The 12,889-nt window shown below is 71.5% G+C and carries 12 protein-coding genes; 11 read left to right on the forward strand and 1 reads right to left on the reverse strand.

All coding sequences use genetic code 11. The features are described from left to right. Window positions 1–77 precede the first annotated feature (77 nt). From argC to CGL27_RS38420, 5 genes are read left to right on the forward strand one after another with little or no spacing between them, the layout of a single operon-like run. On the forward strand, window positions 78–1,106 hold the full coding sequence (gene argC / locus CGL27_RS38400; RefSeq protein WP_119992244.1) for an N-acetyl-gamma-glutamyl-phosphate reductase: 1,029 nt from the start codon (window positions 78–80) through the stop codon (window positions 1,104–1,106). Further along, the gene (gene argJ, locus CGL27_RS38405; protein ID WP_119992245.1) at window positions 1,103–2,257 is read left to right on the forward strand and encodes a bifunctional glutamate N-acetyltransferase/amino-acid acetyltransferase ArgJ; all 1,155 of its coding nucleotides are present in this window, start codon (window positions 1,103–1,105) and stop codon (window positions 2,255–2,257) included. The genes argC and argJ overlap by 4 nt, the downstream gene beginning before the upstream one ends. Further along, window positions 2,254–3,231 (forward strand): acetylglutamate kinase, encoded by a 978-nt coding sequence (gene argB / locus CGL27_RS38410; RefSeq protein WP_119992246.1) that lies wholly within the window; start codon window positions 2,254–2,256, stop codon window positions 3,229–3,231. Before argJ ends, argB begins: the two co-directional genes overlap by 4 nt. Then, window positions 3,228–4,430 (forward strand): acetylornithine transaminase, encoded by a 1,203-nt coding sequence (locus CGL27_RS38415; protein WP_119992247.1) that lies wholly within the window; start codon window positions 3,228–3,230, stop codon window positions 4,428–4,430. The genes argB and CGL27_RS38415 overlap by 4 nt, the downstream gene beginning before the upstream one ends. A gap of 8 nt (window positions 4,431–4,438) precedes the next feature. Beyond that, complete coding sequence (locus CGL27_RS38420; protein WP_119992248.1) at window positions 4,439–5,005, forward strand: arginine repressor; 567 nt, start codon at window positions 4,439–4,441, stop codon at window positions 5,003–5,005. A gap of 153 nt (window positions 5,006–5,158) precedes the next feature. Here CGL27_RS38420 and CGL27_RS38425 read toward each other — a convergent pair whose 3' ends face one another. Continuing rightward, complete coding sequence (locus CGL27_RS38425; protein ID WP_119992249.1) at window positions 5,159–6,148, reverse strand: LacI family DNA-binding transcriptional regulator; 990 nt, start codon at window positions 6,146–6,148, stop codon at window positions 5,159–5,161. Between the two features lie 180 nt (window positions 6,149–6,328). Here CGL27_RS38425 and CGL27_RS38430 point away from each other — a divergent pair, with 180 nt between their 5' ends. The 6 genes from CGL27_RS38430 (at window position 6,329) to CGL27_RS38455 (ending at window position 12,888) form a co-directional block, all read left to right on the forward strand. Then, window positions 6,329–7,003 carry an ABC transporter permease gene (locus CGL27_RS38430; protein WP_240450788.1) on the forward strand — a complete coding sequence of 225 codons (675 nt, stop codon included), beginning with the start codon at window positions 6,329–6,331 and terminating at the stop codon, window positions 7,001–7,003. A 103-nt stretch (window positions 7,004–7,106) separates the two neighbouring features. Beyond that, window positions 7,107–7,892 (forward strand): ABC transporter permease, encoded by a 786-nt coding sequence (locus CGL27_RS38435; RefSeq protein ID WP_205587819.1) that lies wholly within the window; start codon window positions 7,107–7,109, stop codon window positions 7,890–7,892. Between the two features lie 11 nt (window positions 7,893–7,903). Further along, complete coding sequence (locus CGL27_RS38440) at window positions 7,904–8,938, forward strand: ABC transporter ATP-binding protein (RefSeq protein ID WP_119994762.1); 1,035 nt, start codon at window positions 7,904–7,906, stop codon at window positions 8,936–8,938. Further along, a complete protein-coding gene (locus CGL27_RS38445) occupies window positions 8,938–9,987 on the forward strand; it encodes an ABC transporter substrate-binding protein (protein ID WP_162953159.1) in 1,050 nt (349 codons plus the stop codon). Before CGL27_RS38440 ends, CGL27_RS38445 begins: the two co-directional genes overlap by 1 nt. Then, a complete protein-coding gene (locus tag CGL27_RS38450) occupies window positions 9,984–10,964 on the forward strand; it encodes a nucleoside hydrolase (RefSeq protein WP_119992252.1) in 981 nt (326 codons plus the stop codon). The genes CGL27_RS38445 and CGL27_RS38450 overlap by 4 nt, the downstream gene beginning before the upstream one ends. 235 nt (window positions 10,965–11,199) lie before the next feature. Further along, window positions 11,200–12,888: an adenine deaminase C-terminal domain-containing protein gene (locus CGL27_RS38455; protein ID WP_119992253.1), complete on the forward strand. Its 1,689-nt coding sequence runs from the start codon at window positions 11,200–11,202 to the stop codon at window positions 12,886–12,888. Window position 12,889 lies beyond the last annotated feature (1 nt).

The raw sequence follows: 12,889 nt of genomic DNA on the forward strand, positions 1-12,889 counted from the left end.
GCGAGCGGCGGGCGGGCTTTGCATAAAGCTGCGATCAATCGTATAGTCATGCCATCGTGTGAGGGAGGAAGACGGCAATGGCCATACGTGCTGCGGTGGCAGGCGCGAGCGGATACGCGGGCGGAGAACTGCTGCGTCTGCTGCTCGCCCACCCCGAGGTGGAGATCGGCACCCTGACCGGCAACTCCAACGCCGGGCAGCCCCTCGCCGGGCTGCAGCCCCATCTGCTTCCGCTGGCCGGGCGGGTGCTGGCGCCCACCACCGCGGAGGCGCTGGCCGGGCATGACGTGGTCTTCCTGGCGCTGCCGCACGGGCAGTCCGCCGCCGTGGCCGAGCAGCTCGGCGACCAGGTCCTGGTCATCGACTGCGGCGCCGACTTCCGGCTGAAGGACGCGGCGGACTGGGAGAAGTTCTACGGTTCGCCGCACGCCGGCACCTGGCCCTACGGCCTCCCCGAGCTGCCCGGGGCCCGCTCCGCGCTGGAGGGGACCAAGCGCATCGCGGTTCCGGGCTGCTATCCCACCGCCGTCTCCCTCGCGCTCTTCCCGGCGTACGCCGCGGGGCTGCTGGAGCCCGAAGCGGTGATCGTCGCCGCCTCCGGGACCTCCGGCGCGGGCAAGACGCCCAAGCCCCATCTGCTGGGCAGCGAGGTCATGGGCTCCATGAGCCCGTACGGCGTCGGCGGTGGCCACCGGCACACCCCCGAGATGATCCAGAACCTGTCGGCCGCGGCGGGGGAGCGGGTCTCGGTCTCCTTCACCCCGACCCTCGCCCCGATGCCCCGCGGCATCCTCGCCACCTGCAGCGCCACGGCCCGGCCCGGGGTGACCGGGGAGAGCCTGCGGGCCGCGTACGAGAAGGCGCTGCGGGACGAGCCGTTCGTCACCCTCCTCCCCGAGGGCCAGTGGCCCTCCACCGCCGCCGTCCACGGATCCAACGCCGCGCTGCTCCAGGTCGCCCATGACGAGGCGGCCGGCCGCGCCATCGTGATCAGCGCCATCGACAACCTCACCAAGGGCACCGCCGGTGGCGCGGTGCAGAGCATGAACATCGCCCTCGGCCTCCCCGAGGAGCTGGGACTTTCCACGATCGGAGTCGCTCCATGAGCGTTACGGCAGCCCAGGGCTTCACGGCCTCCGGCGTCGCGGCAGGCATCAAGGAGAACGGAAACCCCGACCTCGCACTCGTCGTGAACACCGGCCCCCGCCTCGCCGCCGCGGCCGTCTTCACCTCCAACCGCGTCAAGGCCGCCCCCGTCCTGTGGTCCGAGCAGGTCCTCAAGGGCGGCCAGGTCTCGGCCGTGATCCTCAACTCCGGTGGCGCCAACGCCTGCACCGGCCCGCTGGGCTTCCAGGACACCCACGCCACCGCCGAGAAGGTCGCGGACGCCCTCGGCCACAGCGCGGGCGAGGTCGCCGTCGCCTCCACCGGGCTCATCGGCGTCCGGCTGCCGATGGACGCGGTGCTGTCCGGGGTCGGCAAGGCCGCCGAGGCGCTCTCCCCGCACGGCGGCGAGAAGGCCGCGATCGCCATCAGGACCACCGACACCGTTCACAAGACGGCCGTAGCGCAGAGCCCCGCCGGCTGGACGGTCGGCGGTATGGCCAAGGGCGCCGGGATGCTGGCCCCGGGCCTGGCCACCATGCTCGTCGTCCTCACCACCGACGCCGACGTGGACACCCCCGGGCTGGACATCGCGCTGCGCGCCGCCACCCGCACCACCTTCGACCGGATCGACTCCGACGGCTGCATGTCCACCAACGACATGGTGCTGCTGATGGCTTCCGGTGCCTCCGGTGTCACGCCCGACGTCGCCGAGTTCGCCGAGGCGGTCCGCGAGGTCTGCGCCGATCTCGCCCGCCAGCTGATCGGGGACGCCGAGGGCGCCTCCAAGGACATCCGGATCGAGGTGGTGGGCGCGGCCACCGAGGACGACGCCGTGGAGGTGGGCCGCTCCATCGCCCGTAACAACCTCCTCAAGTGCGCCGTCCACGGCGAGGACCCCAACTGGGGCCGGGTGCTCTCCGCGATCGGCACCACCTCGGCCGCCTTCGAACCGGACCAGCTCAACGTCGCGATCAACGACGTCTGGGTGTGCAAGAACGGCTCGGTGGGCGAGGACCGCGAACTGGTCGACATGCGCTACCGCGAGGTCCGCATCACCGCCGACCTGGCCGTTGGCGGCGCCTCGGCGGTCATCTGGGCCAACGACCTGACCGCCGACTACGTCCACGAGAACAGCGCGTACTCCTCATGAGCGAGCCGACCGCCCGTAAACACACCGCCCTGCCCAAGGCCCGCATCCTCATCGAGGCGCTGCCCTGGCTGACCCGGCACCACGGCAAGACCGTGGTGATCAAATTCGGCGGCAACGCCATGGTCGACGACGAGCTGAAGGCCGCCTTCGCCCAGGACGTCGTCTTCCTGCGCCACGCGGGGCTGCGCCCCGTCGTCGTCCACGGCGGCGGCCCCCAGATCAGCGCGCAGCTCGACCGGCACGGTCTGGTGAGCGAGTTCAAGGCCGGGCTGCGGGTCACCACCGACGAAGCCATGGACGTCGTACGGATGGTGCTGGCCGGACAGGTCCAGCGCGAACTGGTCGGGCTGCTCAACCGGCACGGCCCGCTCGCCGTCGGCATGACCGGCGAGGACGCGCATCTGATGTCCGCCACCAAGCACTTCGCCGAGATCGACGGCGAGCAGGTGGACATCGGCCGGGTCGGCCAGATCACCGAGATCGACACCGGCGCGGTCCAGGCCCTGCTGGACGACGGCCGCATCCCGGTCGTCTCCTCCATCGCCCGCAGCGCCGACGACGGCCATGTCTACAACGTCAACGCCGATACGGCCGCCGCCGCGCTCGCGGTCGCGCTGGGCGCCGAGACGCTCGTGGTCCTCACCGATGTCGAGGGCCTCTACGCCGACTGGCCCAACAGCGACGATGTGATCAGCAAGCTCACCGCGAGCCAGCTCGAGAAGCTGCTTCCGGAGCTGGCCAGCGGCATGGTGCCGAAGATGGAGGGCTGTCTGTACGCCGTGCGCCACGGGGTCACCACCGCCCGGGTGCTGGACGGACGCGTACCGCACGCCATCCTGCTGGAGATCTTCACCGACGAGGGCATCGGCACGATGGTCCTGCCGGACGGGACCGTGATCGACCAGCGCGACAAGGGCGGCAAGGGCGACAAGGGACACCAGGACAACCAGGGCGACAAGGGGGAGGACCAGTGAGCAACGTGGAGCTGAAGCAGCGCTGGCAGGGGGCGCTCATGGACAACTACGGCACCCCCCGCCTCCCGCTCACCCACGGCAAGGGCACCAAGGTCTGGGACGCGGACGGCACCGAATACCTCGACTTCGTCGGCGGTATCGCCGTCAACTCCCTCGGCCATGCCCACCCCGCCGTCGTACGGGCCGTGTCCGACCAGATCGCCACCCTCGGCCATGTCTCCAACCTCTTCGTCGCCGAGCCCCCGGTGGCACTCGCCGAGCGGCTGCTCCAGCTCTTCGGCCGCTCCGGACGCGTGTACTTCTCCAACTCCGGCGCGGAGGCGGTCGAGGCCGCTGTCAAGATCGGGCGGCGTACCGGGCGCACCCATATGGTGGCGACCACCGGCGGCTTCCACGGCCGCACCATGGGCGCGCTCGCGCTGACCGGCCAGCCCGCCAAACAGGAGCCGTTCCTCCCGCTGCCCGGCGACGTCACGCATGTGCCGTACGGGGACGTGGCGGCGCTGCGCGAGGCCGTCACCACCGACACCGCCTTTGTCATCGTGGAGCCCATCCAGGGCGAGAACGGCGTCATCGTGCCGCCGGCCGGCTATCTGGCTGCGGCGCGGGAGATCACCCGGGCCACCGGCACCCTGCTGGTGCTCGACGAGATCCAGACCGGGATCGGGCGGACCGGACACTGGTTCGAGCACCAGGCGCAGGGCGTCGAGCCCGATGTCGTCACCCTCGCCAAGGGGCTCGGCGCCGGGCTGCCCATCGGCGCCACCCTCGCCTTCGGGCCCGTGGCCGACCTGCTGACCCCGGGTCAGCACGGATCCACCTTCGGCGGAAACCCCGTCGCCTGCGCCGCCGCTCTCGCCGTCCTCGACACGATCGCCGCCGACGGCATCCTGGACCGGGTCAAGCGGGCGGGGGAGCGGCTGCGTAACGGAATCGAATCGCTCGACCACTCTCTGGTAGCCCGGGTCCGCGGCGCCGGGCTGCTGCTCGGTATCGTGCTCACTAAGTCCCTCGCACCGCAGGTGCAGCAGGCGGCTCAGGACGCGGGACTCCTGGTGAACGCGGTCGCGCCGGATGTGGTCCGGCTCGCCCCGCCGCTCGTCATCGCCGACGAGGAGGTGGACACCTTCCTCCGGGAGCTGCCCGCCGTTCTGGACGCCGCACGCGAGGGTGACGGGGAACGACGAGCCGGAGACTGACGACACCGATGACCGAGGCGCAGCACACCGACACGCAGCACACCGACGTGCAGGACGCCAACCACGGCGGACCGGCCGTGCCGCAGACCCGCACCGCACGCCACCGCCGGATCGTGGACATCCTGAACCGGCAGGCCGTGCGCTCCCAGAGTCAGCTCGCCAAGCTGCTCGCCGACGACGGGCTCTCCGTCACCCAGGCGACGCTCTCCCGGGACCTGGACGAGCTGGGCGCGGTGAAGATCCGCAACACCGGCGGTGAGCTGATCTACGCGGTGCCGAGCGAGGGCGGCGACCGCACGCCGCGCGCCCCGCTCGGCGAGTCGGCGAGCGAGGCGCGGATGGCCCGGCTGGCGGCCGAGCTGCTGATCTCGGCGGAGGCCTCGGCCAACCTCGTGGTGCTGCGCACGCCGCCGGGCGCCGCCCAGTTCCTCGCCTCGGCCATCGACTCGGCGGAGCTGCACGACATCCTCGGCACCATCGCGGGCGACGACACCCTCATGCTGATCAGCCGCGACCCGGTGGGCGGCCAGCAGCTCGCGGACCATCTGCTGCGCCTGGCCCAGAAGGAGCGCTAGGCGGGTCTGGTGAGGTCCGGTGCGGTTCGGCAGCGACCGAAGGGGCGCGGGGCTGTATCGATATGCGGCTCAATATGCGGTTCCGCCGCGGGGTGCGACCGGCCACGATGGACCCGCAGGCGACGCACCGGGCTTCCAGCGGAGCCCTGAGGTTCAGTCGTCGCTCCGCGGCGCCGCCGTGGAGTCGCGCACCACGAGATGGGTGGGGATACGGATCCGTGGCGGCCGCCCGCCCGGGGACGGGGTCTCCCTCACCAGCCGGCCCGCCGCGCTGCCCGCCTCCTGAAGGGGCACATGCAGCGCGGTGCTGCCCGGCTGGGTCATGCCGATGACGGTCAGGTCGTCCGAGGCGGCGAGGCTGATGTCCGCGGGCACGCGCAGCCCGGCTCTGCCCAGCCCCATGAAGAGCCCGAGCAGCACATAGCTGCTGTAGACCATGACGGCGGTGACCTGGGCCTCGTGTCGTACCAGATGCTCCGCCGCGGCGAGCCCGGCGTCGAACTGCGGCGGTACGGGGTCCAGTACGGTCAGCTCGCCCCCGCTGTCCGCCACCGAGTCCAGCGCGGCCTTCCGGCGCTGCCGGTCCATCCAGGAGCCGGGCGGGCCACCGAGGTAGGCGATGCGGCGGTGGCCGAGGTCGAGCAGATGCGCCGTCAGCTTCCGTACGCCGCCGGGGGTGTCCACCACCACTCCGGGCAGCCCCGGCGCCGTGCGGTCCACGGTCACCACCGGCAGCCGCTCGGCGAAGGCGCGCAGCGTCGCGTCGGCGTTGACCGGCGCGACCAGGATGAGCCCGTCGACCTGGGATCCCAGCTGCGTCACCAGCTCCCGCTCCCGTTCGGCCGAGTGGTCGCAGACCCCGAGGAGCACATTGCCGCCCGCCTCGGTGAGGGACTGCTGAACCCCTGTGACGATGGGCGGGAAGAAGGGGTTGGCGAGGGTGGGGACGATGACCCCCACCAGGCCGGTGTGGCCGGTGGTCAGGGCACGCGCGGTGGCGTTGAGCCGGAATCCCATCTCGGCGGCCGCGCGGGAGACCCGCTCCCGGGTTTCCCGCGCGACCATATCGGGCCTGCTGAGGGCGCGCGACGCCGTCGAAGTGGACACGCCCGCCGCGCGTGCGACATCTGCCAGCCGAACCATCCGCCCCTGCTTTCCTTGCTGGTTACACGGTTTTAACCGGCCACCGTTGACGGCCTCCCCATGCTTAGCGTAGCTTGCCTGCAATCGGTTGCTGCAACCGGTTGCAGACATCCGATCGCACTCAAGGGGGACCGGCCCGTGTCACGCAGAGCGGTATCAGGCCTCTTGCTCCTGCCGGGCATGGCGCTTCTCGCCTTCGGCTTTCTCTATCCCTTCGGCATCACGCTGTTCGCGCCGCCCGCCGCCGACGATCCGGATGTCCTCGGCAAACTCGGCTCCATGCTCGGGGACGGCTATGTCCTGGAGGTGGCGGCCCGCACCGTCAGGGTGGCCGCCCTCACCACGGCGATCTGCCTGCTGCTCGGCTTCCCGGTGGCGTACCTCATATCCCGGGCGCCCGCGCGCCGCCAGGGACTGCTGCTGGCCCTGGCGGTCTTCCCGCTGCTGCTGTCCACCGTCGTGCGCACCTTCTCGTGGCTGGTGATCCTCGGCCGCAATGGGCTGATCAGCTCCCTGCTGGTCGACCTGGGGCTCGCGGACGGCGGTACTCAGCTGCTGTACACCGAGTTCGCCCTGGTCGCCGGGCTCACCCAGCTCTTCACCCCGATCATGATCCTGACCTCGTACAGCTCGCTGTCCCATGTCGACGCGAAGCTGGAGGAGGCGGCCCGCGGACTGGGCGCGAGTTCGGGCCGGGCCTTCCGGCGTGTGGTGCTGCCGCTCGCGCTGCCCGGGGTGCTGGTCGGCGCGACGCTCGTGTTCGCCGGCGCGGTCACCGCGTTCACCACGCCGCTGCTGCTCGGGGGACCCGTAACCGCACCCTGGCCACCCTGCTGTACGACTACGCCAATGTGAAGCTCGACTGGGGCGCGGCCAGCGCAGTCGCCCTGATCATGACGGCCCTGGTGCTCGCCGCGAGCGTGGTCTCGGGCCGGCTGTCCAAGGTGGGGGCGGTCTGATGCGCGGCCGTCCGGTGCTCACCGCGCTGTCCGCGCTGGCGATGGTGTTCCTGCTGGGACCGATCCTGCTCGTCGTGGCGATCGCGTTCTCCTCCGGCGACACGGTGGAGTTCCCGCCCCCGGGCCTGTCGGGCAGGTGGTTCGGCAAGGCGCTGTCCTACCAGCCCTTCCATGCCGCGCTCGGCACGAGTCTGCTGGTCGCGGCCGGGGCCACGGTCCTCGCCCTGCTGGTGGGCATACCGGCCGCGCTGGCCATCCAGCGGCGGCGGTTCCGCGGTCGCAGGGCGGTCGAGGCGCTGTTCCTGTCCCCGGCGATCGTTCCGGAGCTGGTCCTGGGCTTCGCGCTGTTCCAGCAGCTGATGGTCACCCTGCGGATCACCGCCCTGGGCGCGCTGCTGATCGGCCACACCGTGCTGCTGCTCCCGTACGCGGTACGGGTGACCGGGGCGTCGCTCGCCATGGCCGACCCCGCCCTGGAGGAGGCGGGACGCGGTCTGGGCGCGGGCCCGCTCAGGACGTTCCTTCACATCACCCTGCCGGTGATGACGCCCGGCATCGTCTCCGCGGCCGTGCTGTCCTTCCTCACCTCCTTCAACAACGTGCCGCTTTCGCTGCTTCTCAACGGCCCGGGAGTCTCCAGCCTCCCGGTCGAGATGCTCCACTACGTCGAATTCTCCTTCGACCCGGTCGTCGCGGCCGTGAGCACGCTGCTGCTGGCGGCGACCGTGCTGGTCGCCGTGGTCACGGAGCGGCTCGTCGGCTTCAACAAGGTCTTCAGCAAGTAGGGATGCGCCAGATGACGACGCCTGTGGTCCAGCTCCAGGCCATCACCCGGGAGTTTTCGGGGTCGGTGGCCGTGGATGCCATCGATCTGACCGTGGAGCGCGGACAGTTCACCGCCCTCCTCGGCCCGAGCGGCTGCGGCAAGACGACGACGCTGCGGATGATCGCGGGATTTCTGCCCCCCAGCGGCGGCACGATCCTGCTCGACGGCAAGGACGCCACCCACCTGCCGCCCGAGCGCCGCAACATCGGCATGGTCTTCCAGTCGTACGCCCTCTTCCCGCATCTGACCGTGGAGAAGAACGTCGCGTTCGGGCTGCGGATGCGGGGGGTGCCCGCCGCCGGGATCCGCACCCGGGTGGGCGAGGCGCTGGAGCTGGTCGGGCTCGCTCATCTCGCACGGCGCAAGCCCAAGGAGCTCTCCGGCGGCCAGCAGCAGCGGGTCGCGCTGGCCCGCGCCGTGGCCATCCGGCCCTCGGTGCTGCTGCTCGACGAGCCGCTGTCCAACCTGGACGCGCGGCTGCGGATCCAGATGCGGCAGGAGCTGCTGCGCGTCCAGCGCGAGACCGGGCTGACCACCATCCTGGTGACCCACGACCAGGAGGAGGCGCTCGAACTCGCCGACTCCATGGTGATCCTCGACCGCGGCCGGATCGTGCAGCAGGGCCACCCGCGCGAGGTGTTCCGGGCGCCCGCGACCCGCTTCGTCGCTCAGTTCCTGGGCTACGAGAACTTCCTCGACCTGCCCGGACGGGGCCGGGTCACCATCCGGCCCGAGCACATCGAGATCCTCGCTCCCACCCAGAAGCCGCCCGCCGGCGGCGAGGTGGTCGACGCGACCGTCACCGCGGTCCGGTTCCGCGGTACGGACTTCGCGGTCACCGTCACCGTCGGCGACCGCACCCTCCAGGCCGTCAGCACCGACGAGGCCCTGCGCCCCGGCGCGTCGATACGGCTCCATCTGCCCCTGGCGCGGGCCGTCCCCCTGCCCGGCGACGACGCTGACGCCCGGCTCGAACCCCCCGAACAGCAGGAGTGCCCCGCATGATGCGCACCACCCGACTCATAGGCGGCGCCGCGGCCGCCGCCCTTGTCTCCCTCTCCCTCTCCGGCTGTGCCCAATCCGCCGACGCCGATCCCAAGAAGCTGACCGTCAGTACCTTCGGCTTCGGCGCCGACCAGTTCGAGAAGACCGTCGTCAAGCCGTTCGAGAAGAAGACCGGGATCGACGTCACCGTGGAGGCCGGAGCCAACGCCGACCGGCTGACCAAGCTGCGCGTCAACAAGGCCGACCCCACCGTGGACGTCGTGATGATCTCCGACCTCTTCGCCGCCATGGGCCAGAAGCAGGGCCTCTTCGACAAGATCGACCCGAAGAAGGTCCCCAACGTCTCGAAGATCTATGACTTCGCCAAGAGCACGGACGGCTATGGACCGGCCTACACCTACCAGTTGCTCGGCATGCTCTACCGCACCGACAAGTTCACTCAGCCGCCGACGCTGAAGGACCTGTGGGATGCCAAGCACAAGGGGAAGGTCGCCGTCCCCGACCTGTCCACCAGCGCCGGCGCCCCGTTCCTCCAGGCCACTGCCGCGACCTACGGCTCCGGGCCGAAGGACACCGACACCGCCTTCAAGAAGCTCTCCGACCTCAAGCCCAACGTGCTCAAGTTCTTCAACCGCAGCACCGAGCTGGTGAGCCTCCTGGACCGCGGCGAGGTCGACATGGCCCCCGGTCTGGACCTGTTCGCGGTGGACCCGGCCAAGGCCGGAAAGCCGATCGGCTGGGCGCCGTTCGACAAGGGCCGCTATGTCGCCGCCAACACCGCCCAGATCGTCAAGGGCGGTAAGAACAAGGCCGGCGCCGAGAAGTTCATCAACTATCTGCTCTCCGCGGACGTCCAGGAGAAGGCGGCCGCCTCCTTCAGCGACAAGCCGGTCAACAAGGACGCCAAGGTGCCTGCCGCGATCACCAAGGTGTCGGGCAAGGCCGCGAGCGACCCGTCCGCCGCCGGCTTCACCTCACCCGACCTCGGCTACGCGGTCGACCACAACGACGAGTGGGTGGACCGCTTCCAGCGAGAGGTCTCCGGATGAGCGAGGCCCCCTCACGGGTCATCATCGACTGCGACCCGGGCATCGACGACGCGATCGCGCTCATGCTGGCGTACGCGTCGCCGGAGCTCGACATCGCGGGCGTGTGCACCGTCGCGGGCAACGTCGGACTCGATCAGGTCGTCGACAACGCCCTGCGGCTGTGCGACCTGATCGGCGGCCCGGCGGCGGACACCCCGGTGCTCCGCGGATACGCCGGGCCGCTGGCCCGGGTGCCGCGCCACCCCGATGAACCGGTGCACGGCGCGTACGGCCTGGGAGGCGTGGAACTGCCCGCGGCCGGCCGGGCCGCCCAGCCGGGCCATGCCGTGGACTGGACGGCCGACCAGATACGCGACCGCCCCGGTGAGATCACCCTGATCGCGACCGCGCCGCTCACCAATGTCGCCGCGCTGCTGCACGCCCACCCCGACACCCGGACGCGGCTCAAGGAGATCGTCGTCATGGGCGGAGCCGCGTTCGCCCCGGGGAACACCACGCCCGCCGCCGAGTTCAACTTCCACGCCGACCCCGAGGCCGCCCGGTATGTCACCGAGGCCGGTGTGCCGCTGCGCATCGTCGGGCTGGATGTGACCCGCCGGGCCCTGACGCCGCTCGCCGATGCCCAGGCGCTCATCGCCGACGGCGCCCCGGTGACCGCCGCGGCCGGGCATATGCTGAGCCACCTCATCGAGCGGTACGCGCGCCGCCACCTGGTGCGCGCCTGCGCCGTGCACGACGCGCTCGCCGTCGCCGCCGTCGTCCGACCGGAACTCCTGGAGTGGACACCGGCATGGGTGACCGTCGAGTGCGCGGGCGAGTTCACCCGCGGTGCCCTGGTCGCCGACGTCCACGGGCGCACCGGGCGGCCGGCCAACGCGAAGGTCGCGACGGGCGTCGACGCGGACGCGTTCCGAGCCTTCCTGATGTCCCGGCTGCGCGGCCGCTACGGTGCGGCCGGCGCCGCGTCGTCCCACTGACCCCCGGCTGGGGCACCTCCCAGCGGTAGCCGGGGGCGAGCGAAAGGGCGCGCCGCTGTCGAAAGGGAGAGCGCGCGCAGGCCCCTCGGGCTCTCGTCGATATGCGGCTACCGCCGGTTGGAGGGCCGAGCACCCTCGACCGTCGACGGGGGGACCCCCGCCGAGGACTGGGGGAGGTTTGAGCGCCCCGGAGGCGAACCGAGCCGCAAAAAAATGGAAACGAGCAGGAGACCCCATGCCGATACCCAGCCACTGCGACCTCCTCATCCGTGGTGCCGGCGTCGTCTCGGTGCACACCGGCGAGATCGTCCCGGCGGACGTGGTGGTGAGCGGCGACCTCATCCGCGCCGTCACCGCGCCCGGTGTGCGCATCGAGGCCGACCGTGTCCTGGACGCCGACGGGCTGCTCCTCGCACCCGGATACATCGACGCGCATATGCACATCGAGAGCTCGCTGCTCACGCCCGCCGAGTTCGCCCGGATCACCGTGCGGCGCGGTACGACGACGGTGCTCGCCGACCCCCACGAGATCGTCAATGTGGCGGGGCGCGAGGCCATGGCGTGGATGATCGAGCAGGGCCGTTCCCCCTCACAGACCATGCTGTGGGCCGTGCCCTCCTGCGTGCCCGCGCTCGAAGGCTTCGAGACCGCGGGATCCCGGCTGACCGCCGAGGACATCGCCGAGATGCTCGGCTGGGAAGGGGTGACCACCCTCGGAGAGGTCATGGACTACCGCGCCGTGGTCGCGGGCTCCCCGCGCATGCGGGCCATCGTCGACGCCGCCCGGCGTAAGGGCGTCCGCCTCGACGGCCACTGCCCGGGCCTCTCCGGCGACGACCTGGGCGAGTATCTGTGGGCCGGGATCGACTCCGACCACACCAAGAACACCCCCGAGGTGGCCGTCGAGAAGGCCCGGCTGGGGATGCTGCTCATGCTCCAGGAGAAGTGCCTGACCCCCGAGCTCGTCGAGCGCCTCCATGAGCTCCCCGTCCTGCCCGACTTCTGCCTGGTCACCGACGACCTGGCGGCCGACGCCATCCTCGAGCGCGGGCACCTGGACCACATCGCGCGGGTCGCGTTGGACGCCGGGCTGGGCCCGCTGACCGTCCTGCGCGCCCTCACCCTGCACCCGGCACGGCGCCTCGGCCTCGACGACCGGGGAGTGGTGGCCCCGGGCAAGCGCGCCGACCTCGTCCTGCTGCGCGCCCTGGAGGACCCGACGCCGGTGACCGTCGTCTGCGGCGGGCGGGTGGTCGAGGACTCCGGCGCCCCGGCGGCCCCGGTGGCCAACCCCTTCGCCGACTCGGTCCGCCTCGCGCCCCTCGACGAGGACGACTGCCGCTGGCGGGTCGATCTCCCCGACGGTGAGCACACCTTCCGGGCGCTCCGGGTGAACCCCGTCGACACCTACACCGAACCGGCCGAGATCGCCCTGCCCGTGCGGGACGGCATCGTGGAGTGGGAGGGCCGCACGGCCCTGCTCGCCGTGTACGAGCGCCATCACGGCAGCGGCCGCCGGGCCATGGCGCCCGTGGTCGGCTTCGACCTGGCCGAGGGCGCCGTCGCCACCACCTACGCGCACGACAGCCACAACCTCACCGTCATCGCCACCGACACCTCCGCGCTGCGCCACGCGGCCAATCGCGTCATCGGCTCACAAGGCGGCATCTGTGTGGCCGTCACCGGCCGTCCGGCCGTCCATCTCCCGCTGCCGGTGGGCGGCGTGATGTCCGCGGCCCCCGCTCCCGAGGTCGCCGACGGCGCGGGGGCCGTACGGGAGGCGCTGCACGCGTGGGGCTGGCGCCACCGCAACGCCTTCATGAGCGTCTCGACGCTGACCCTGCCGGTGTCGCCGCAGGTCAAGCTCACCGACATGGGCCTGGTACGGGTGGTCGACCGGGCATGGGAGCCGGCCGTCATATGAC

Source organism: Streptomyces sp. 11-1-2, from assembly GCF_003595545.1.
Lineage (GTDB): Bacteria > Actinomycetota > Actinomycetes > Streptomycetales > Streptomycetaceae > Streptomyces > Streptomyces hygroscopicus_B.

Coding starts and splice junctions, on each gene's coding strand:
- CGL27_RS38425 (WP_119992249.1), bottom strand. CDS start 6,148: ATGGTTCGGCTGGCAGATGTCGCACGCGCGGCGGGCGTGTCCACTTCG.
- argJ (WP_119992245.1), top strand. CDS start 1,103: ATGAGCGTTACGGCAGCCCAGGGCTTCACGGCCTCCGGCGTCGCGGCA.
- argC (WP_119992244.1), top strand. CDS start 78: ATGGCCATACGTGCTGCGGTGGCAGGCGCGAGCGGATACGCGGGCGGA.
- CGL27_RS38430 (WP_240450788.1), top strand. CDS start 6,329: ATGGCGCTTCTCGCCTTCGGCTTTCTCTATCCCTTCGGCATCACGCTG.
- CGL27_RS38435 (WP_205587819.1), top strand. CDS start 7,107: ATGCGCGGCCGTCCGGTGCTCACCGCGCTGTCCGCGCTGGCGATGGTG.
- CGL27_RS38450 (WP_119992252.1), top strand. CDS start 9,984: ATGAGCGAGGCCCCCTCACGGGTCATCATCGACTGCGACCCGGGCATC.
- CGL27_RS38455 (WP_119992253.1), top strand. CDS start 11,200: ATGCCGATACCCAGCCACTGCGACCTCCTCATCCGTGGTGCCGGCGTC.
- CGL27_RS38420 (WP_119992248.1), top strand. CDS start 4,439: ATGACCGAGGCGCAGCACACCGACACGCAGCACACCGACGTGCAGGAC.
- argB (WP_119992246.1), top strand. CDS start 2,254: ATGAGCGAGCCGACCGCCCGTAAACACACCGCCCTGCCCAAGGCCCGC.
- CGL27_RS38445 (WP_162953159.1), top strand. CDS start 8,938: ATGCGCACCACCCGACTCATAGGCGGCGCCGCGGCCGCCGCCCTTGTC.
- CGL27_RS38440 (WP_119994762.1), top strand. CDS start 7,904: ATGACGACGCCTGTGGTCCAGCTCCAGGCCATCACCCGGGAGTTTTCG.